The 20,718-nt window shown below is 63.7% G+C and carries 18 protein-coding genes and 4 pseudogenes; 5 read left to right on the top strand and 17 right to left on the bottom strand.

The features are described 5' to 3' along the window. Window positions 1–48 precede the first annotated feature (48 nt). The 4 genes from IAI58_RS17010 to IAI58_RS16985 form a co-directional block, all read right to left on the bottom strand. The gene (locus IAI58_RS17010; RefSeq protein ID WP_207451248.1) at window positions 49–1,026 is read right to left on the bottom strand and encodes a Bug family tripartite tricarboxylate transporter substrate binding protein; all 978 of its coding nucleotides are present in this window, start codon (window positions 1,024–1,026) and stop codon (window positions 49–51) included. Between the two features lie 368 nt (window positions 1,027–1,394). Beyond that, window positions 1,395–2,339: a hypothetical protein gene (locus IAI58_RS17000; protein WP_237182709.1), complete on the bottom strand. Its 945-nt coding sequence runs from the start codon at window positions 2,337–2,339 to the stop codon at window positions 1,395–1,397. Window positions 2,340–2,394: 55 nt separating this feature from the next. Continuing rightward, window positions 2,395–2,583 (bottom strand): CsbD family protein, encoded by a 189-nt coding sequence (locus IAI58_RS16995; RefSeq protein WP_237182708.1) that lies wholly within the window; start codon window positions 2,581–2,583, stop codon window positions 2,395–2,397. A 1,364-nt stretch (window positions 2,584–3,947) separates the two neighbouring features. Beyond that, complete coding sequence (locus IAI58_RS16985) at window positions 3,948–4,769, bottom strand: IS5 family transposase (RefSeq protein ID WP_208776004.1); 822 nt, start codon at window positions 4,767–4,769, stop codon at window positions 3,948–3,950. 94 nt (window positions 4,770–4,863) lie between these two features. Between IAI58_RS16985 and IAI58_RS16980 the strand changes: the two genes are divergently transcribed. Next, window positions 4,864–6,035, top strand: a protein-coding gene (locus IAI58_RS16980) for an IS3 family transposase (protein ID WP_208776098.1) whose coding sequence is annotated in 2 segments (ribosomal slippage) — window positions 4,864–5,128 and window positions 5,128–6,035 — 1,173 coding nt in all. Because the reading frame shifts where the segments join, the coding sequence is not laid out codon by codon here. 35 nt (window positions 6,036–6,070) lie between these two features. Then, entirely contained in the window at window positions 6,071–6,934 is an 864-nt protein-coding gene (tnpC, locus tag IAI58_RS16975) for an IS66 family transposase (protein ID WP_208776096.1), read from the top strand. A 109-nt stretch (window positions 6,935–7,043) separates the two neighbouring features. Here tnpC and IAI58_RS16970 read toward each other — a convergent pair. Beyond that, window positions 7,044–7,214, bottom strand: a pseudogene (locus IAI58_RS16970) (transposase); the annotation flags it as partial. A 319-nt stretch (window positions 7,215–7,533) separates the two neighbouring features. Between IAI58_RS16970 and IAI58_RS16965 the strand changes: the two are divergent. Then, window positions 7,534–8,448 (top strand): LysR family transcriptional regulator, encoded by a 915-nt coding sequence (locus IAI58_RS16965; RefSeq protein WP_207451316.1) that lies wholly within the window; start codon window positions 7,534–7,536, stop codon window positions 8,446–8,448. On the opposite strand, the gene IAI58_RS23510 is transcribed toward IAI58_RS16965, so the two are convergent. The 10 genes and pseudogenes from IAI58_RS23510 to IAI58_RS16920 all read right to left on the bottom strand — a co-directional run bounded on the left by IAI58_RS23510 (window position 8,334) and on the right by IAI58_RS16920 (window position 15,900). After that, the gene (locus IAI58_RS23510) at window positions 8,334–8,816 is read right to left on the bottom strand and encodes an amidohydrolase family protein (protein WP_408906222.1); all 483 of its coding nucleotides are present in this window, start codon (window positions 8,814–8,816) and stop codon (window positions 8,334–8,336) included. The genes IAI58_RS16965 and IAI58_RS23510 overlap by 115 nt on opposite strands. Window positions 8,817–8,971: 155 nt before the next feature. Next, window positions 8,972–9,151 (bottom strand): annotated as a pseudogene (locus IAI58_RS16955) (transposase); the annotation flags it as partial. 21 nt (window positions 9,152–9,172) lie between these two features. Continuing rightward, a pseudogene (locus tag IAI58_RS23505) lies at window positions 9,173–9,232 on the bottom strand (imidazolonepropionase-like domain-containing protein); the annotation flags it as partial. Between the two features lie 89 nt (window positions 9,233–9,321). After that, window positions 9,322–10,896, bottom strand: a complete 1,575-nt coding sequence (locus IAI58_RS16950) for an ABC transporter substrate-binding protein (RefSeq protein WP_208776095.1) — start codon at window positions 10,894–10,896, stop codon at window positions 9,322–9,324. Between the two features lie 17 nt (window positions 10,897–10,913). Further along, a complete protein-coding gene (locus IAI58_RS16945; protein WP_207451334.1) occupies window positions 10,914–12,308 on the bottom strand; it encodes an amidohydrolase family protein in 1,395 nt (464 codons plus the stop codon). 118 nt (window positions 12,309–12,426) lie between these two features. Further along, on the bottom strand, window positions 12,427–12,699 hold the full coding sequence (locus IAI58_RS23500; protein ID WP_419555859.1) for a DUF1643 domain-containing protein: 273 nt from the start codon (window positions 12,697–12,699) through the stop codon (window positions 12,427–12,429). Between the two features lie 819 nt (window positions 12,700–13,518). After that, complete coding sequence (locus tag IAI58_RS16935; protein ID WP_207451338.1) at window positions 13,519–13,989, bottom strand: terminase small subunit-like protein; 471 nt, start codon at window positions 13,987–13,989, stop codon at window positions 13,519–13,521. 145 nt (window positions 13,990–14,134) lie between these two features. Continuing rightward, window positions 14,135–14,368 carry a hypothetical protein gene (locus IAI58_RS16930; protein WP_207451340.1) on the bottom strand — a complete coding sequence of 78 codons (234 nt, stop codon included), beginning with the start codon at window positions 14,366–14,368 and terminating at the stop codon, window positions 14,135–14,137. Window positions 14,369–14,442: 74 nt separating this feature from the next. Then, window positions 14,443–14,847 (bottom strand): hypothetical protein, encoded by a 405-nt coding sequence (locus IAI58_RS16925; RefSeq protein ID WP_207451342.1) that lies wholly within the window; start codon window positions 14,845–14,847, stop codon window positions 14,443–14,445. A 288-nt stretch (window positions 14,848–15,135) separates the two neighbouring features. Next, a pseudogene (locus IAI58_RS16920) lies at window positions 15,136–15,900 on the bottom strand (IS5 family transposase). Window positions 15,901–16,051: 151 nt separating this feature from the next. Here IAI58_RS16920 and IAI58_RS16915 point away from each other — a divergent pair. After that, window positions 16,052–16,806 (top strand): IS5 family transposase gene (locus IAI58_RS16915; RefSeq protein WP_208776015.1). Its coding sequence is split into 2 segments (ribosomal slippage): window positions 16,052–16,385 and window positions 16,385–16,806, totalling 756 coding nucleotides; the frame shifts between segments, so codons are not numbered across the junction. Then, window positions 16,807–18,393: a tripartite tricarboxylate transporter substrate-binding protein gene (locus IAI58_RS16910; RefSeq protein ID WP_336512706.1), complete on the top strand. Its 1,587-nt coding sequence runs from the start codon at window positions 16,807–16,809 to the stop codon at window positions 18,391–18,393. A 901-nt stretch (window positions 18,394–19,294) separates the two neighbouring features. Here IAI58_RS16910 and IAI58_RS16905 read toward each other — a convergent pair. Both IAI58_RS16905 and IAI58_RS16900 read right to left on the bottom strand, forming a co-directional pair. Beyond that, on the bottom strand, window positions 19,295–19,681 hold the full coding sequence (locus tag IAI58_RS16905) for a hypothetical protein (protein ID WP_207451502.1): 387 nt from the start codon (window positions 19,679–19,681) through the stop codon (window positions 19,295–19,297). After that, window positions 19,678–20,340 carry a ParA family protein gene (locus tag IAI58_RS16900; protein WP_208776092.1) on the bottom strand — a complete coding sequence of 221 codons (663 nt, stop codon included), beginning with the start codon at window positions 20,338–20,340 and terminating at the stop codon, window positions 19,678–19,680. The genes IAI58_RS16905 and IAI58_RS16900 overlap by 4 nt, the downstream gene beginning before the upstream one ends. Window positions 20,341–20,718 lie beyond the last annotated feature (378 nt).

Genomic DNA, 20,718 nt, shown 5'->3' with positions numbered 1-20,718 from the left:
CCGCGCCGCTGCGCTAAGGCACGCCGTGCTCCTGCCACAAAAGACTAATCAGTCAACACGAATGCCGGCGCGTTGCACCAGAGCGCCATAGCGGGCCGCCTCCCGCCGCACGAGATCGGCCGCATCCGCAGCACTTCCGCCGCCGGGCATAAAGCCGGCTTCTTCCAACCGGGTCCTGTTAGTAGTGTCCTGAAGCGCCTTGTTGATGGCCTGGACGCAACGCTGCGTCACCTGCGGCTGCAGACCGGCTGGACCAAGGAGCATGTACCAGACAGTAATCTCATATCCAGGAAAGCCGCTTTCTGCCACGGTCGGAACGTCCGGCAGAGTATGCACCCGCTGAGCCGTAGTGACGGCCAACGCGCGCGTGCCGCCGCTGCGCAGATGAGGCAGATGCGTCGGCAAGGTGTCGATGGCCAGATCCAGCGTCCCGGCCATCAGGTCGTTCAGGACAGGGCCGGTGCCACGATAGGGCACATGCGTCATCTGGACGCCAGCGGCCTGGCACAGCATCTCCGCTGCCAGGTGTTGTTGCGTCGCAATGCCTGAAGACGCATAGTTCAATTTGCCTGGATTCTGGCGGGCAAATTCGATTAGACCTTTCAGATCCTGGTAGGGCGCGTTGGCGGGTACAACGGCCACCAGCGGCACCGTGCCAGCAAGGGCGATCGGCGTGAAATCGCTATCCTGATCGTATGGCGGATTCCGCATGAGAGGCGCCACGACGGCTTGCGTCGACACAGTTCCCATCAGCAACGTATAGCCATCGGGTCGAGAGCGGGCGACCGCCGCAGCGGCTAAGGTTCCGCTGGCGCCCGCGCGGTTCTCTACTGCAACGGCTTGGCCGAATTCGGCCTGCAGCGACGGCGCAAGCAGTCGCGCGATGATGTCCGTACCACCGCCCGGAGCAAAGCCAACCAGAATGGTCACGCTGCGCGCAGGATAATTATCCTGCGCTCGAATGTCAGCCGGAAGCAGAACAGTGGCGCCAGCGAGAGCTGTGAAGGCGGTGCGGCGTGTGATCATGCAAACTTTCCTTTCGGACTTGTTCGTTTCTTTCTTGGAAAAGAAAGAATGCGGAGCTTCAGCCCCGATGACCAGTGGCTTTCCCGAGTAGCAGTGCAGTCGCCCTCCTCGTGGGTTTGCGGCGCTTCGCTCACCTCGTGGCCAAGCGCGACGCGCTCGACTTCTGCGCGGCGTATTCGCAAGGCCCCGCGGACGACCTCCTCTGCCATCTCCGTGCTCACCGACACGTGCACACGGCCGGATTCCACCGTCCGCTTGCCGACTCGGAGAACTTCCCCGGCGAGGGGATTACCTACTCGACCGGCTCCGCTCCCTGTCGGGCGCCGGAGGGAGAGGCGGCGTCACCACCTCGTCCTCCACTGTCGGGGTCACGCGACACGCGTGTTTCGGAACGCGAGCAGGTCGCGGGTGCCGCGGCGCGCACCAATTACCGAGGCGATGGCGCCGAGCAGCATGATGCCGAAGATCGAGAAGCCCGCGATTGACGCACCCCGCGCGGCGCCGTCTGCTGCGCGGCGTGCCGTCTCCTCGGCTCGCTGTGCCGCCTGGGTCGCCTGCTGCTCAGCCTGCTGCACGCGCTGTTGGGCGTCCTGCGGGCTGATCCCGTACTCAGCGGCGACCAGCTGGTTCAGGCGGTCACGGTCCTGCTGCGACAGCGGGCCATCGGTCACGCGGCGGGTCGCTAGGGTGCCGATCTCGGCCTTGCGCTGGTCGGATGTCATTGACGCCGGATCACCACCCGAGCCGCTCAGCGCGCCCTGCATACGGTCAACCACGCCCTGGCTTGCCGACTGCAAGGTGCTGGTGCTGGTGCGGTTCGCGACCTGCTGCCCCGCGGCGGAGGCAAAAGACCCGGCACCCTGGGCAACGCCACCTAACAGGTTGGAGGCGCCGGTGGTGGCGGTGGTGGCAATGCCGGATACCAAGTTGCCCAGCAGCACCGCCGAGATCAGGAAGGTAGTGCCCCACACGGCCAAGCCGTGCAGCGTGCCGTCGGTGTTGTCGGAAGTGCCAGACAGACGTGCGGCGGTGTAGCCGCCGACTGCAAGACCAATCAGGTTGGATACCAGCATCCAGATGGCGGCGCCGATGCCGAAGGACGAGGCGGATGGGGTGTCACGGGCTGCGGCGTCGACCGTCGTGGCCCCGATGCCCGCACCTAGGGCGTTCAGCATCAGTCCAATGGTCAGCGCCACAACGGCGCCCGCAAACACGGCGCCCCATGATACGCGGGAGCGGAGAGAAGGCGCGCCTTCCGGTAACACGGCCGTGGCGGACCCTTCGTAGCCGGATCCTGAAACGCTGGTTTGCATTGTCGAGTATCCCCTCTTTATTTAATGCGTTGGGACGAACCACAGGTAAGAGCCGCTATTTTTTCGTGGTGCCGCGCAGAGTGTCTTTCACATCACCGGCGTTGCTTTGAACCTTGCCCGCCGTCTTCTCGGCCGCAACTTCAACCCGCGTCTTGGTGTCACCGGTGATCTTGCCCATGGCTTCCTTGGCGGCGCCAGCAATGTGATCGTTGTCATGTTCGGCGTCCTGATGGAGAGGCATCATGCCGCTGGCCTGCGGACAGGGTAGCGGGGTCACTGGCGCCTCAACGGCCCTCGGCAGGAAAAGTTCAGCAAAGGCGTCACAGGTTCACAGCTTGAGGTGGTTGATCTGCACCGGCCTCTGTTCCCATCACACTAGTCAGTGCCGCGTGACCTCTCCGCTCATCTTTCCTTGCTGAAGACGCGTGCTCGCGCGCCCAGTCGATCAGGGCGAAGCGGCTGCGAGCGTTCGTGCGCTTGTAGAGGCTTGCCAAGTGGTTGCGGACTTTATTTCGGGCGACCCCTAGCCTTTCGCGATGGCGGGTCATGAGGCCCTGGTACACCAAGCCAAGAACCTCCTGCGCACGCTGGGGCAGGCCCTCGACCTCGCTGACAAAGCTGCCAGGGCAGCACCGGGCCGCCGCAGGCGGGCCGGTTTTTCATTCACAACACATGGCCGTTATCGAGATCCCAGACAACTGGGGCAAAAAGGCCAATATGTGCGCTTACGGGTAACCAGTTCGCCGGTTCACAGTTTCGTCATGGCCTTCTCGTGCCCTGTCATCTCGATGGCCTCCGCGACCTCCCGCGACCAACCGCTGGCCGTTCCGGCACGGTCCTTCCGGCTCTAGCACCGGCACAAGGGCCGAGGAGGGCCGAGGAACAACCGGAGCATCTCGCGGGATGCGTCAGTTCCCCGCAGTTCCGTGTAAGACCCTAGGATTGCCGCCAAGCCACGCGTGATCTCGACCGTGGATGGCCCACTGCCCTCCGCCGCGGTGAGAAAGCCCAGAATAGGCTTGCCTTTGGAAAGTAGAGATCGGCCCAACCGGAATGCCGCGAGCGGCGGCAGGCTGGTCTCGGGCTGTGAATAGGCGTCCAACCATGACCCCGTGAAAACTGCTCCTATACCTTTGAGGTTTCTGCTGATTTCGCTCAGAGGGCGGGGTCCCAATCGGCGCCGACGGGGACCCCGGCACACAACATAATCTGCAAGCAGATCCAACAGGTTATGAGTTATTCAGGGTGGGGTCCCGATTGGGTGCTGAAAGACAGTAGAGGCCGACTACATCGGACTCCGGGGCCGCACCCAGGCGCAACGCGATCAGCAGACGGATCTGCGGGTTGTGGCGGCTTGGTTGCGCAGGCTGCCGACAGCGAAATCATGAATCACCTTTGCTTCGAGACCGAACTTAGGCCTCCGTCGAAGCCTTGGGAACCATTGGTGCGGCAGGTCGAAGCGCGCCTCCATGCAGGCGCCACGGCCTGTATGGCCGGCCCCTATGTCGAGGTCCGGCTGGAAGGCTGGCCGCTCACGTCTATGAGGTGGCGCGTAGCCGCCTGGAGGACCGGCTGTCGTGCGCCCTCTAAGAGCCCGTTTGAGAATGGTCATGGGTGAGCGATGCGCCGGACGAGGAGCGCGCCCATGCTGACGTGGATCATGGCTTCGGAGACGTCGCAGCGGCGTTCATAGTCGCGGACCAGGCGGCGCCAGCGGGTCATCCAGCCAAAGGTTCTCTCCACCACCCAGCGGCGTGGCAGCACCTGGAAGCCTTGCTGGTCCGTCAGCTTGCGCACCACCTCGATGACGAAGTCATGGAAGGCGGCAGCGCTCATCAGCTTGCCGCGGTCATAGGCGCCGTCGGCAAAGAGGTGCTTCAACCAGGGCCAGCGCTTGCGGATCGCCTTGACGATCTGCTCCGCCCCGGAAGCATCCTGCACGTCGGCCGTCGTTAGGTTGACCATCAGCAGGCGGCCATCAGTGTCGACCGCAATGTGGCGCTTGCGGCCCTTGAGGCGCTTGGCGGCATCAAAGCCGCCGCCGCCCAGTGCTTGGGGCGACTTGACCGTCTGGCTGTCCAGAACCCCGGCGGAAGGGCTGGCCTCGCGCCCCACCCGCTCACGATCCAGCATCAGCGCGATGTTGTGCAGAGTGGCGAACAGGAACCGTCGTGCGAGCCGCCGGAACCACCAATAGATCGTCTGCCATGGTCCGAAATGGACCGGCAGCATGCGCCAGCCACACCCGGCCCGTGCCAGGTAGCGGATCGCGTTCAGCACCTCGCGCAGGTCAACGCCTGGCCGCCTGCCGCGGGTGCTGCTGGGCGGCAGCAGAGGCCGAATAACCCGCCATTCCTGATCCGTCAGATCGGTCGGGTAGCGGCGCCGCTCAAAGCCAGCCTGCCGTGCGCGATGTTCCTTGGTCCACATCCAGCCCATCTGGGCACGCGAGGACGCCTGAACACCTCACCCGCAGCATTCTCAAACGGGCTCTGAGATTGGTGGACGCGGAGAGGGGCCGGAGATGGCGAAGAAGCAGCACAAGCCGGAAGAGATCGTGGCCAAGCTGCGCCAGGTCGAGGTTCTGGTGGCGCAGGGCAAGACGGTGGCCGAGGGTGCCCGGGTGATCGGGGTCACGGAGGCGACGTACTACCGCTGGCGGTCGGAGTATGGGGGCCTGAAGCTGGACCAGGTGAAGCGCCTGAAGCAGCTGGAGCAGGAGAACGGCCGCCTGCGCAAGGCCGTGGCGGATCTGACGCTGGAGAAGCTGGTGCTGAAGGAAGCCGCCTCGGGAAACTTCTGAGCGCCGCGCGTCGTCGGGCGGCGGTGGGGCATGTCAGGGCGGCGTTGGGCGTCTCGGAGCGCTTCGCCTGCCGCGTGCTGGGCCAGCATCGCTCGACGCAGCGGCAGGCGCCAGGTCTGCCGGACGACGAGGCGGCGCTGACGGCGGCGATCACTGGCCTGGCCCGGCAGTACGGCCGCTACGGCTACCGGCGGATCACGGCGCTGCTGCGGGTGGAGGGCTGGTGCTGCAACCACAAGCGGGTGGAGCGCATCTGGCGCCGTGAGGGACTGAGGGTGCCGGGCCGGCAGCCCAAACGCGGACGGCTCTGGCTGAACGACGGCTCCTGCATTCGGCTGCGCCCCGAGCGTCCGCAGCATGTCTGGGCCTACGACTTCGTGGAGGACCGGACGCGCGACGGGCGCAAGCTCCGTATGCTGAACGTGGTGGACGAGTTTACCCGCGAATGCCTGGCGATCCGGGTGGCGCGCAAGCTGAACTCCTTCGACGTCATCGACGTGCTGACGGACCTGTTCATCGCCCGCGGCACGCCCGCGCATGTTCGGTCGGACAACGGCCCTGAGCTCGTGGCCAAGGCCGTGCAGAGCTGGATACACGGCGTGGGCGCGAAGACCGCCTTCATCGATCCCGGCAGCCCCTGGGAGAACGGCTACGTGGAGAGTTTCAACGGCAAGCTGCGCGATGAGCTGCTCAACGGCGAGGTGTTCAACTCGCTGGCCGAAGCCAGGGTGCTGATCGAGCAGTGGCGGGTGCACTACAACACCGCTCGCCCTCATTCCTCGCTCGGCTACAGACCACCCGCCCCGGAGGTGATCATGCCAGGAGAAGCCGGGCCCATGTCCCATCCCGGTTCCAGCGGTTCATCGACCCCGCCACTGCCCATGATCCACTAAAATCTTGCCCGGACCAGTCGATGGGGGCTGGTCAGTTGTCCACGGCCAAGCTGTTCGCCGACGACACGACGCTGCCGGTGCTCGACCCGGGCCGTGGCCGGACCAAGACCGGGTGGCTCTGGTGCTACGCGGTCGATGACCGGCCATGGTGCGGCCCAGGCGCTCCGATGGCAGCCTATGTCTATACCGAGGACCGCAAGGGCGCCCGCCCCGCCGGGCATCTGGCGGCGTTCAAGGGCATGCTCCAGGTCGATGGCTATGCCCGGTTCAAACGGCTGGCGGGCGACCGCGCCGATGGTTCGGTCCGCCTGGCGTTCTGCTGGGCGCACATGCGGCGGTCCTTCTACGAATTCCACGCCTCCACCCAGTCACCGCTCGCAGCCGAGGTGCTGGCCCAGATCCAGGCACTCTATGCGGTCGAAAGCCAGATCCGTGGCCATTCCGCCGAACACCGACACCGAGCGCGGCAGGAGAGAAGTCGGCCGATCGTCGAGGCCCTGCAGGCTTGGCTGCAGGCACAGCAGGAGCGCGTCTCCGCCGCCTCCGACCTCGCCAAGGCCATCCGCTACGCCTTGCGGCACTGGCCGGGCCTGACGGCGTTCCTCGACGATGGCCAGATTGAGATGGACACAAACGTGGTCGAGCGCGCCATTCGCCCCGTCGCCCTCGGGCGCAAAAATGCGCTGTTCGCCGGAAGCGATGGGGGTGCCCGCCACTGGGCGATTGCGATGACGCTCATTCAGACGGCCAAGATGAACGGTGTCGACCCGATGGCCTGGCTCATCGATGTGCTGGAACGCATCGTCTCCGGGCAGACCAAGGCTACCGAACTGGACATGCTGCTGCCGTGGCAGTGGAAGCGCAGCAGCCCTGCTACGGCATCCGCTATCGCGGCATAGCCGCCGAGGCTCAACCGCCACCCACCGTCAACGCAGTTCTAACCGTGCTGTCGCCCTCGGCTTTGTCCAACTCGCCGCCATCCGCTTATGGATCAGCTTTGTCCACGCTGCCTAGTTCAGGCGGCAGGTCGCGCCAGGGAATGCCCGTGCGCGCCACCCAGAAGATGGCATCCAGCACCCGGCGGTGACTGCCAGGTGGGCGGCCGCGGAAAGGGCCGGTCTCGACCACGAAGGGCTCGAAGAAGGCCCATTCCTCGTCCGCCAGCAAACCTCGCAGCACTGGCTGCCTCCCTTCAGGAGGCAGCCTTGAATCACCTCAGGTTCAGGATGTGAAGCACCTTTGTCCACGCCGCCTAATGATTCTCGTTCACAGGGACTTGGTATAATACCAAGTTTCTGTGATTAGAACCCATAGCTGTAGCTGCCTCCAGCAGCGGTGAGGAGCTGCCCCAGCGCTCTATAGGTTCTGATCAAAGGGACTTGGTATTAGCCGTTATGAAGCGGGCTCTCACATAGCGTCCAAGTAGTAGTAGGCAGTCCATGCTACGAATGATTGTATGAAATCATAAGATATTATTATAATATATGATGGAATTTTTATGAACCTTCGTGCACTTGCTCTCTTCAAAGAGATTTACTGGTCAAACAGCGTTACTGGAGGCGCGAGCCGGGTCGGGATGTCCCAACCTTCGGCGAGCCGAATGCTGCGTCACCTTGAAGATCAACTTGGGTACGCACTCTTCGATCGGCTGGATGGCCGGATCCAGCCGACAGCCGAAGCAAAAATCCTGATCCAGGACGTCGATCAGATTTTCCTTCGTGTCCAACAAACCAGTTCGGTGGCCAAGCGACTGGCCCATGGCGGCGGCGAACGCATGGCTGTTGTCTGTGTCCACACTCTGGCCCCGATAATTATGCCACGTGTCATGGCCACCCTCCACCAACGTTATCCCAGTTTAGAACTTGGCTTGGATACCAAAGGGCAAGCGGAGCAACTCTACGCCTTGTCCTGCCGCGCGGCGGATCTGGGCCTAGCAACCGGCTTTGCGCCGCCCACCAACGTCGATTCCAAAGTCTTTGGTCGGTCACGCTTCGTCGCGATCATGCCAGCTTCACACGAACTGGCCTCGCGTGAGGTCGTGCATCTCGAGGATTATGCCCGCTACCCTTGCATCCTCGGATCGGGGCACGACCCGATCGGCGGGCTGGTCATGGAGCAGTTCACCCACGCCGGAATCCGCCCCGATGTCCGGGTTACGCTGGGCTCTCCTCTGCTCTGCTACGAAGCCGTGCGGAATTTCGGCTACCTCGCCATCGGTGGAGGACTCACCACCTTGACGATGTATGGCAACCCAGACATCGTAATCCGCCCTATCGAACCCGCCTTCGATTTCGCGGTCTATGCACTATGGAATCCCCAGACCCCTTCGAGCGGAGCGCGGAAACTTTTGCTGAGCCTGCTGGAGCAGGCCCTCAAACCGATCCTGTCTCCCTCGCCTGCCCTCGCCTTATAGGCGCAGCGCGAAGCCGGCAGGACAGGCAGATCCGGCCGCTCCGTGAAAAGGCGTGCCCAGGCGCGGCGTGCAATGCAATCCGCTTCCGCGACGATAGTCGCTTCATCCATGGCCAGCACCAGGCTGTTCCGCATGATCCACTCGCCATCGAACATCACGGATTGCACGTCCGCGCCCTGGTCCTGATGCACAAAACTGGAAGCAACGCGCATGAGAGGCACGAGATGCGGCCGGTCGGTACGGATCATGATGAGGTCCGCGCGCTTACCGGCCTCCAGCGTGCCGCCATCTGGAACCTCCAGGGCACGGTAGCCGCCCTGCGTGGCCCAACCCAGCACCTCTTTCTTCCGGCGCAGGTTGGCGGCCATCCATGGTGCGGACACGTTCCATGAACATGGCGATGCGCATCGCGTCCACCATGTCCTCGGCCATGTTGTCGGTGCCGATGGAGATGTTGCAGCCGCAGTCCCGCAACCGGCCGATTCGTGGGCTCAGCCCCCGCCGCGCGGCGAGGCAGGAATTGAAAGCGACGGAAGCGCCGGTGAACCGAGGAAGACGAGCGGAGCTTAGTCTCCCGAAGCGCATTCCACTGACACCCCGTGCGCAGCACGAAGAAGATGGCGTCCATCGCAGTCCGGTCCGGCCCCCGCGGGTTATGGCAGCCCAGCGGGTGCTTGGGCCGCGATGGCAGAAGCGGCTCCATCTCCACCAGCGCCGCTTGCGGGAAGCGGGTCCGCAGCGCCTCCGTGGGTCCTATGGCGACAATCCTCCTCGCCTCCACCATCACTGCGGCGTCGTAGTGGATCATCCCCGCCGCGTTGCCGGTGATGATGGTGGTGTCGTGGATGAGCGTCGCCATGAAGCCGTCCCCGGTTACTGCGCGGGCCGCAGCGACATCGCCATGGTCCGCTCGTCATTGCGGGCATCATAGGTCAGGCCTCGCCGCGCCGCCCAGATGTTGATCTGGTGGTGCAGCGGCACGATGGCGAGATCGTTGATCGCCACCCGCGTCGCCTGCCGGTACGTCTCCTCGCGTGCCGCTGGGTCCAGCGTCGCCAAGGCCTGATCGAGCAGCCCATCGAGCTGGGGGCTGCTATAGCCAGAGCGGTTGGAGGCACCGCGTCCCCGAGATGGATCACGTGTCGCGACAAGGGAGGTCAGCGGGCTGTCCGCCTCACCCGTGCCCGTCCCCCACCCCAGCAAACCTATGCTGAACTCGTCGCGTGCCGAGCGGGTGAAATAGACGTTGGAAGGCTGCGCCTCGACCTGGGTCCGAACACCGATCCGCGTCCACATCTGAGCAACAGCCTGGAGGACCCTGGCATCGTTCACATAGCGATCATTCGGCCCGTGCAAGGTGACGGCAAAACCCTGGGGGTAGCCTGCCTCGGCGAGCAGGCGCCGCGCGCCCACCGGGTCATAGGCATCCGGGGCCAATGACGGGTCGCTGCCCATCGTGCCATTCGGCAGGAACTGGCCGGAGGGCGAAGCCTGGCCGTCCATCACCTGGGCGACGATACCTTGCCGGTTGATTGCCATGGACAGCGCGCGCCGCACCCGCAAATCGAGCAGAGGGTTCTGCGGCAGGCGGTTGCCCTGAAGATCCGTCACGAAGGGCGTGTCGTTCCGGAACATGTCGAGGTGCAAATAGATGTTGCGGACGCCGGGCATGACGAACACACCGGCCCGCGCGTCCTTGCTGAGCTCAGCGGAATCACGGGTGGAAACCTGATCGATCAGATCCACATCCCCGGCCTTGAGAGCGGCCAGCCGCGTGGCATCATTGGCGATCAGGCGGACGGTCACACGCTCCCAATGCGGCTTGCCGCCCCAATACTGGTCATTGCGCGTGAAGACCGCGCGGTCCCCCGGCGTGTAGGAGATCAGCCGGTATGGGCCGGTGCCGACCGCTGCCTTGCCACTGTTATAATCTGAGGTGGAGGCACCCTCGCCATTGCGCCGCCCCACCATGGGCAGGGCCGCCATGAAGGCCGGAATCAGCGGCGCGGGGGAGTGGGTGACAAGCCGCACCGTGTGCGGGTTCACCACCACCACCTCCCGCACCGGGCGAGTGTACAGCGCATAGCCACCAGGGCCGTTCTTGACCTCCGGCACACGAGCGAGGGTGAAAGCAACGTCATCCGCCGTGAAAGGCGTGCCGTCGTGGAAGCGTGCATCCTCACGGAGACGGAACTCCCAGGCATTCGGCTCCACTGCGACCCAGGAATGCGCCAGCGCGGGCTCCGGCCGCAAATTGGCATCCGGATTCACAAGCCGATCAAAGATGTGCTGCGTGAGCGAGCTGTTTGGAATTAGATTGTGGTAGTGCGGGTCCAGCGAGGTGAACGCACCACCCACGGCGATGGTCACATCGGCGGCGTTGGCCGGAGCAGCCAGCAATCCGCAAGTCAGGATGGCAGAGGCCAGGGCTCTTTTGAAAGGGGGCATGGCAGGCTTCCTCCGGCTCACGCGTCGATCCACTGCAGCCCGCCCGGCGGCGCCGCGATGTCGGGGTTCTTCGCCATCATGCGCTTCCACACGCGCTCCGTGACAGCCTGAGCCTCTTGCAAAAGCGAGGACTCATCCAGCGCTAAGACCTTGCGATCCCGCATCAGGAAGGTGCCGTCAGTCATCACTGAATGCACGATGCCCGGATGGCCGTAATGGACGATGTTGGACACCAGCCGGATGATGGGCCGCATGGAAGGCATGTTCAGATCCAGGAAAGTCAAATCTGCCTTCTTGCCGACTTCGATCGTGCCGATCTCGGCCTCCGCGCCCACGGAGCGGGCGGCGTTGCGGGTGATGCCGTCCAGCAGCGCCTGCGGCTGCGGATTCACGCCGCCTTCCTTTTCCAGCCCGCGCCCACCGCGATGCAGAATCAGACCGATTTTCAGGGCGTGGAACATATCCTCCGTCATATTATCCGTGCCGATCGCGACATTGATACCGGCATCACGGATCAGCCCCACAGGCGCCACATGCGGACCACGACGGGAAGAATTGGCGGGGCAGTGCACCATCTGCGTGCCGCGGGAGGCCAGGAGTTCAACATCCGAGGGCGTGCAGTAGCTCCAATGCGCACCCACCAGATCCGGCCCCAGGAACCCTTCCCGATCCAGATACTCGGCCGGAGTCAGGCCATAGGCTGCCTTCACCGCGTCAAGCTCATCTAGGCTCTGGGCAAGATGGACCGTGCGGGTCAGGCCATGTTTACGAGACAGCTGCATGAGCTGGTCGAGCATCCAGGGCGTGCAGTTATCCGGCGCATGGGCCGCGATCTGGCAGCGCACACGGTCATTGTTCATGCCGTGATAGGCCTCGATCCCCTCGATCGTCCGATCCAGGAAGACCTGTCCAAAGGCGCGATCCTCCGAATAGTCACCGGCCCGGATCTTCAGCGTGTTGATATCCGCGCAGTTCTCGGACACCCAGAGCCGCAGGCCCGTCGCCGCCATCGCTGGCACATAGGAGGTCAGATGCCGCCAGGGATCCACCAGCGTTGCGCAACCGCTGCGGATCGCCTCCAGGCAACCGAGCTGCACCATGATGGCGCGCTCCTCGGCCGACATCTCGTAGGAGACCGGTGACATGTAGCCATAGACTGCATTGCCGTCCCAATCCTCCACCGTGCCACGCAGCACCGTCAGCGCCGTGTGGGTGTGAGCGTTGATGAATCCGGGCAGTACAGCCAGGCCACGCGCGGAGAAGCGCTCCAGCCCAGGGTAATCCCGCTCGAGGTCAGCCGTGTTCCCCACCGCCATGATGCGGTTGCCCTGAACCGCAATGGCTCCATGTTCAATGACACGCCGTTCATCGTCGCAAGTCAGGACGACAGTGTCGGTAATGAGAAGATCCATTTTGCAACTACTCACAGCAAGGGTTCACGTGGCCCGGGCCGCTGCAAGGCGTCCTGGTACCTTGAAAACCATGCTCTCTGCTTACGACCGATTGGTCCAATGCGCAGTTGCCGGCCGGTCATAGCATAATGATATGGCGTAAAGGGGCGGGCTCGTCCTGCTCTCTAATAATCCGCTTCGAAACTCTAGGTTCGCTCGCAACGCGAGCGATGGTCGCTTGGTTTTCTGGATCAATGAGATCATCGACGGACAGCAAGCCCTGGGGGTCTGTACTGCGGTACGACGCTGTATTCACAATGACCTGCCCGCCAGCATTCCCTAAACGAGAGATGCGGCCAGTCTTCTGCACGGTCGGATCACTGTAATCAGTGCAAGCGACGGATGGATTCATCATGAGCCAAAGCTAGATTGGGCGGTGGACGTCCCACACTTCCCAAAGCTGACTGCGATAAAGTCCACACTCGGAGAAGCGTGGGTCGATGCTGCTATCCGCTGGCCACTTGGGTCGCCGGCGGCCACCCGGGTCGTGGCGATCCTCGCTCCTGATAAGTATTGTTCTGGTAGTTTCAGGATTCATCTACCTTCCCCCACCTCGGAGAGTGTGATCGGCTGCACCAGCTCGCCGTCTGGCGAACGCCACACTCCATCGGCCACTTCCACCCATCCAGAAGGCATCACTGGCTGCCATGGCCCGTCCTCCGGTATATTCCACTTTTCCACCACCATGCGACGTGGTGGCGTTGATTGCTGGCCAGTCATCAGTGCTCTACCTCGCGGTCTTCGATCGCCTTGCCCCAACAGGTAGGACAAGGGTCGCAGCCATCATTGCAGGTATGCACGTCCCTCCCCAGAATTTCTTCATTCCAGGCTTCGTAAAGCCGCCATCCGGCATTGCCCTAGCCAGCCGCTTTCTGGTTACGCATGAGCGAGTTCTTGCAGGCCCGGCACGATCTGGTAGGTCGGCTCTTGCATGATGTGCTGCGCCAGCAACTCCATTGGCAGCGGCTCTGTGCCGAGCTGCCTTTGGGTGGCCTTGCAACATGGCGATATGGCGCCCGCCGTCCTGCGGCTCGGGTAGGCAAGGTAGCCGTTGACAATTTCCTGCTACCTTTTGGGATGATGCTGGAGGACTTGGGCAGCCTGACCGACGGGCAGGGAGATGGCTTAAAGCCAGGCTCGCCGCTCTGCCGCCACAGGCGCCCAACCTCCGCTATTTTTCCTCAGGCACCTCAATGGCTGGATTGCCAAAGTTAGCCACTGGCATGGCACTACGCTGGCCTATTTGGCTAAGCAGGAGGACAAGAGAGTTCTCGGCTGCCACCTGCTGCGTCTGGTCGGCCCGGTTACCATAAAAGCGCGGCGCCACTTTCCCGGCTAACCACCGAGCTGCGTCAAAGCGCACGCGGGCGGCGGCTGGATCGAGGTCCGCGCCTGCCCTCATCGCCTCGAGCAACGCAAGTTCTGCAAGGGCATGCGCTTGTGCCTCGCGCGCGCGTGCGTATGCGCTGCAAAAATTTGGATAGGTTTCCGTCCACCGAAATACCGTGGCACGGTCCGGCATGCCATCCTCACGGCAGATGGCAGTCAGTGTCTGTCCATCTGCCATCCGAGCGCAGATGCTGGCAGCGAGTTCCGGCGTATAGCTGCTGGGCCGTCCGAGGCGCGCAGGTCGCTTGCTCATACTGTTCTCCAATGCATGCCACGAGATGGGCGATGGTTTCGTTCGTTGCTGCTGCCATCCGCATCGGATGTCGGTGGGAGCGGGCCTTTGCACCGTCTCATACCAAGTCTCTTTGAACGAGACTCATTGAGGATCCCGCCAGGCCTCAGGTCTGATTCAAACAGGCGGAGGCATTTAACGAACTTCTCTTCCCGTCTGATAGAGGTTGTCCCGGCAAGGCCGCCGAACACTTCGATAGATATCTGGCCAGCACGCCATCCATGGCTCTGGCGCGGTGGCCGGCGATGCCGGCGCCGGAGGTGTTCTCCACCGGCACATGCATGGCGACGACATGTAGGTGCTTGGATGGCTCGAACCAGCGGATCAGCTCGCGCTGCATATGGCGCTCCGCGCGCTTCCTGGGTCCCTTGCGGCAAGGGGGGCGCCTGGCCCTCCCTGGGGGCGTGTGGGCGTTCAAGCGACTTGATCCTGGTGCAGGCGAAGCCTCGGTGAAGCCGCGGCCTCCCGGCGGCAGACGAATTTCGACTTCGGGCCCGGCAGGGTCTTGGTGTGGTAGCTGATGGCCGACCAGATCCGACGCTGATCCTGCCTCCAGTCCTCGCTATCGCACAGCCGCTCGTAGAACTCGTCACCGACTTCCATCTTGCGGATCAGGAAATGCGTGGGTCGACCGCGCGGCACCAGCTCGGGGATGTCCGGTGCGGTTGCCGTGCGTCCACGCGCCGCCTCATCGGCGGGGACAAGCTCCCAGCGATCTTCTGGACGCGGTGTATCCCACAGGATCGACCGCAGCGGCAATTCCTCCATGCGCGGCATGAAGCCGGTATTCTTCTGATATTGAACGATAAATATGCGCATGAGCGCGGCCGGAAGGCCGGCACATGCTAGCCACGCGCATGATGATGCCGGTGCCGCGTGTGGTGGTGCGGCTGGTGTATCGGGCGCCAGCCGCGTCGCGGCGGGCACGGCGCATGCCGGCGGCCAGGGCGGTAGGGTCGCCGGCCGGCTCGGCTTCGATCTGTGGGTCGGGAGCTTGGACTGGCGCGGGGACGCATGCCCTGGGCAAGGTGTTCATCCCCATAGTTTGTCATCGATCAGAAAATATCTAAATCAGAGCTCCATAGTCGGAATTTGCCGGGTTTAGGTTCAGGACTCATTGATCCAGAAGAGGACGGCGGCGGCGAGGCAGATGGCGGACATGAAGGTGTGGGCGCAGCGGTCATGGCGCATGGCGATGCGTCGCCAGTCCTTGAGCCTGCCGAACATGTTCTCGATGCGGTGCCGTTGGCGATACAGCATCCTGTCATGCGGAATGCGCTGCTTGCGTCCGCGGCGTGACGGAATGCAGGGCTCAATGCCGCGCGCGGTCAGGGCCTGGCGGAAGCGGTTGCTGTCATAGCCTTTGTCGCCGATCAGGATGCGGGCGGGCGGTAGGGCGCCGAGCATCAGCGCTGCGCCTTTATGGTCGCTCATCTGACCTTCGGAGAGCAGCATGATGATCGGGCGGCCTTGACCATCCGTGACGGCGTGCAGCTTGGAATTCAGGCCACCTCAGGTAGCGTCCGATACGACGGGGAACAGCCCCTTTTTGAGCAGACTGGCCGCCGTGCGGTGAGCCTTGAGGTGAGTGGCGTCGATCATCAGCCGGTCTGGTTGCCCTTTTCGTCCGGCCAGCCCCGCGAAGATGCGGTTGAAGACGCCCATGCGGCTCCAGCGGATGAAGCGGTTGTAGAGGGTCTTGTGTGGGCCGTACTCGGCAGGCGCATCGCGCCAGCGCAGCCCGTTGCGGATGACGTGGATGATGCCGCTGACGACCCGATGGTCGTCCACCCGCGGCACGCCATGCGAGAGCGGGAAGTAGCGCGAGATCCGCTCGATCTGTGTCTTTGTGAGCCAGAACAGGTCAGCCATGGCAGCACCTCCGCCGCCATGGAATCACAGCAGGATCAAAGCGCAAGAGGATCATTAATAGGTCCTGAGCCTAGGTAGGGAACCCATACAACTTATTGGCGCTGCTGGTGTTTTATCTCCTGAACGGGTTTGAACGGCTCAGGAGGCTGAGATGGCGCGGTTGTTCTGGCTGTCGGATGAGGCTTGGGCTGCCATTGAGCCACACCTGCCGCGCGGCAGGCCAGGCAAGCCCCGCGTGGATGACCGGCGGGTGATCAGCGGCATCCTGCACGTGCTCAAGACCGGCTGCCGCTGGCGCGATGTGCCTGCGGCCTACGGTCCGCCGACCACCATCTACAATCGCTTCAACAGGTGGTCCGGACGTGGTCTGTGGCAGCGCCTGTTCGCGAAGATGGCCGCCTCCGGCGAGATACCTCAGGAACTCAGCTTGGACAGCTCCCACGTGAAGGCGCACCGCTCGGCCGCGGGTGGAAAAGGGGGGAGTGGACGCAGGCGGTTGGCCGCTCGCGCGGCGGCCGCACCTCGAAAATCCATTGTCTGGCCGATGATCGCGGCCGACCGGTCGCTTTCGCGCTGACGCCGGGCAACACCGCCGACATCAGCATGGCGCTGCCACTGCTCGGGGCCGTGGCCGCACCGAAGTGCCTCATCGCAGACAAGGCTTATGACGCCGAAAGCCTGCGGCGCTGGCTCAAGGAGCGCCGCATCAAGGCCGTCATCCCTTCCACCGCGACCCGCACCAGGCCCTACCCACTCGACCGCCAGGCCTATCGGCGCCGCAACCAGATCGAGCGCCTGTTCTGCCGCCTCAAGAACTGGCGGCGCGTCGCCACCCGCTACGACCGCCTGGCCCAGAACTACCTGGCCTCACTCGCGCTGATCGCCGCCGTCACAGAGTGGATCTGAATGAGTCCCCTACCTAGACAACCTGCCGATCATCTATGCCACCCAGCTCCAGAGCGAATGGAAGAGCTTCTTCGCTACCCTCGTCGGCCGGCGCATTTTATTGGCCAGTTCGTCGGAGGGCGGGCCATGATGGCGCTCATGCCCGACGAGGAGGTGGAGAGCATTCTCGCGCGGAGCGGGCCCCGGCCGCCGACGCCGAAGACAATCACCGACCTGCCGACCTTGCGGGCAAAAGGGGCCACAGCGCGGCAGGATGGCTGCGCGCTGGCACTGGAAGAAGGGCTGCTGGACGAAATCATGCTTGCCGCCGTCGTACATGACCGGCAGCGTAGGCCGATAGCGGTGATCCATATCGCCGCTTACCACAGAGGCCGCGCGCGGCCTCTCTCAGTAAGAGCGGCGAGAACGTCATCCAGGCAGGCTGAGGCCAGGGCCTTCGGCAGACGGACGCCGTGCATCCCGGGCAGGAGCTGGCCGCGCGAGGGTGGAGGAGACGAGCGACTTCAGTACGCGGCGGCACGGGATGCGGGTGGCCGATCGCGCAGTGCGGCCTTGTTTGACGCCCTCGGCGCCCTGCCGCGGTGGCGGTTCTGTGTCTGCTGCTCGATGGAGAACGAGAGAATGATCACACGAAGGGCTCTGGGCTTCGCGGCCGCCGTGGCTGCGGCATCGCCAGCGTTTGCGCAGACGGGCGGCTGGCCGTCGAGACCGGTCCGCGTCATCGTTCCCTATGGCGCGGGGGGAGCGACGGACACGCTCTGCCGCCTGTTCTGCGCCCGCCTCTCGGCCGTTCTGAGCCAGCCCTTCCCGGTGGAAAACCGGCCGGGCGGAAACGCCGTGCTGGGCGCGGAGGCGGTCCTCCGCGCGCGTGACGGGCACACGATGCTCTTTGCCGGACCGGGCGTGTTCTCTGCCACGCCGAAGATGCAATCCGTCTCCTACGATCCCCTGCGCGACTTCATGGGTGTCAATATCGTCGGCAGCAACGGCATCCTGCTGGTGGTCAACAAGGAGTTCCCACCCTCCACGCTGCCGGAGCTGGTGGCATGGGCACGGGCCAATCCTGGGCGGTTGAACACGGCATCCTCCAGCCTCGGCACCTCCAGCCACCTGGCGCCATTTACCCTGGCGACAGCTGCGGGGATCGAGCTGACGATCGTTCCCTATCCTGGCGTACCGCAAATCGTTGCTGACTTAGTGAGTGGCCGAGTGCATGCGCATTTCGGTTCGCCGGCGGACATGCTGCAGCTTGTTCAGTCCGGCGCGGTGAAGGCGATAGCGCTCACCGGCGCGCATCGGGTTCCACAGCTTCCGGACGTGCCGACCATCGCCGAGACCTTTCCCGGCGCCATCTTCACCACCTGGAACGGCATGTTCGCCCCGGCCGGCACGCCGCCGCAGGTCGTCTCCCTGCTGTCGGGCCACATGCTGACCATCTCCAGGGAGCCGGAGGTGCTTCGCCGCCTCGCCGATCTTGGGATCGAGCCCGACGCGCGGACGCCGGAGGAAGTGGACGCCACGATCAGGCAAGAGGGCAAGGAATACGAGCGGTTGCTGCGTGCCGCTGGCGTGTTGCGGGCCGGCTAACGCGGCTCCGGCAAAGCAGGAATTGCAGGCCAATCAGTGCGACCCGCGGGGGGGAGTCCCAGCGGAGCTCGACAAAGGGCGTGCTGCCATGACCCCTGGGTTGCCGGCGGTGATCTGGGAGATTCTGGGATGGGAAGGCCTGCGAGCTTTTGTGCTGAGCTGTCAGCGCAGCTAGACTCAGGAACTATAATCGTTGGTTATCGTGCTGTCGCGGACCGGGTCGATCGAACGCCACACTTGGCAGCCATAGCCGCCGAGGCGCAGACGCAGGTCAGGCTCAACCCGCCTTGCGCATCTGCGGAGGTCACCATGATGGGCTTGCTGGTGATGTTGGGATACTCTTTGGCCTTCCGGGCTTCGTGCACTACCTCGTCTACCTGCCTGGTGAGGGCCGCTTGAGGTCCCATACGTTCGTTTCTGGAGAAGCGGTCGGCGTCTCCGGTGACGGTGGTGGCGGTAGCGCCTGCTGCTAGCGCTGTCGCCAAAATCTTGTGAAGAAGCCTTGTCGCCGGATAGCTTCCGATTGGATCCGCAGAGCGCGGCCCCCTCCCCTCCCCGGCCCCCCGTTCGATCTGTCCGCTCTGCCGCTTCTGTGCCTTCGGCGCCATGATCGTGGTGGCTGGTCTGGATCAGCTGAGCGTGCTGCGAACTATGCAGCCTCGGCAGCGGTTCGGCGTCCAACTCAACGTCGGCCCCATCGAGCCGCGGGTGACCTGCCATTGCCTCGCGCCTGCGCAGTCGAACCGGCTGGTCCTTCTTCGCGACGACAATGCGGGCACCGGCAGCCCGGTCCGACGGGCTGCCGACAGGCGTCCACCCACACCAGTCTTAAAAATAAAATTGCCTTACGGATAAAAAGTAACAAGGCATCTTGTACATGATTCCTTTGGGCGCTGTTGCCTTACCTTCGTACGCGCCGCCGGTCCTTGACTAGGTCGGTCTGATCAAGCCGATACCCGGCCTCGCCTAGCGCCTTGAGGATGAGGTACGTCTTAGTCACTCCCTCCTCCGCCGCCCGGATCGCCAGTTCCTTGTCCAGGTAGTTGGGACAGTCGAACCGCACGCTAGTGAGTCGCGCCGTCGCCGGGGGTGGCGGGGCGGCAGGGCGAGCGGCCGGACGCACGGGGTCGGCCGACGAGATCTGCGTGTTTGAGCCGTAGCGCTCTCCAATCGAGCGTGAGTTGGCCTCGATGGCGGCGTCGTCCAGTTCCAGGCGCGGCTTCAGGTTGAGGTCCAGCTTCTTGCCGGCCTGGCGGATCTCGTCGGTGATCGGAGGAAGCTTGTTCATGCGGCCTCGGCCAACTGGGCGATACGCTGGAGCAATTCGGCGGTGACGGCGGCGACATTGGCAGACGCCGCGCTGGCCGGGTCGATCTGACGGGGCACCTTGCCCGTGATGTGGATCTCGCGGAACGCGGCGCGCTCCATCATTGACGCTTTCAGGATGGGCAGGGACTCATCGGCTTCGACCGACTGGCGCACGTGCCGGGCGCCGCGGCTCTCGAACCCTGGCAGGACGCGGGTCCAGATGATGGCGCGTGCGATGGGCGTGCGCGACAGTTCCTGTGCGTCGTCGATCTGAGCGATGGTCTTCATCGCCGCCTTCACGTCCGGCAGCGCCGCCTGCGTCGGCACGAGCACAAAGTGGCTGCGATGCATGGCCTTCAGCGCCAGCGTGGAGGATCCGCCCGGTAGATCGACGATGACGATCTCGCTCGCCGCCTCCGCCTTACGTAACTCAGCCAGGATGTTGTCCTCTCGAACGTCGCCGACCACCGTCAATCCGACAATCTCGGCCTTCCGGCCGAATGCGGCGGCCTGCTGATTAACGTCGGTGTCGAGGACCGTGACACGGTAGCCGTCGAGGGCCAGTTCGGATGCGATCAGGATGGCCGTGGTGGTTTTCCCCGGGCCTCCTTTGTCACTCGCGACGGAGATGGTTGCCATGGATGCCTTCCTGCTTGAAAGCGATGGGGCACCATGGCCTTAAAGTAACTTAGCAGCAACTCCTACTCGCTTCAAGGCGTTTTGTACAAGAATTGGACTGAGCGAAATCAACCGTAATATCAACGGTTTGGCTGGTGTATAACGCCTTAACGCCTTAACGCCTTAACGCGGTGAGGCAGTGAGGCAGTGAGGCAGTGAGGCAGTGAGGCAGTGAGGCAGTGAGGCAGTGAGGCAGTGAGGCAGTGAGGCAGTGAGGCAGTGAGGCAGTGAGGCAGTGAGGCAGTGAGGCAGTGAGGCAGTGAGGCAATGAGGCAATGAGGCATTGAGGCGTTGAGGCGTTGAGGCAGTTAAGACTGAAGGGAATTATAACATCTGTTT

The organism is Roseomonas marmotae (genome assembly GCF_017654485.1).
Lineage (GTDB): Bacteria > Pseudomonadota > Alphaproteobacteria > Acetobacterales > Acetobacteraceae > Pseudoroseomonas > Pseudoroseomonas marmotae.
Note: the sequence above shows the minus strand (reverse complement) of the source record. Positions and strands in the feature narration are given on the sequence as shown.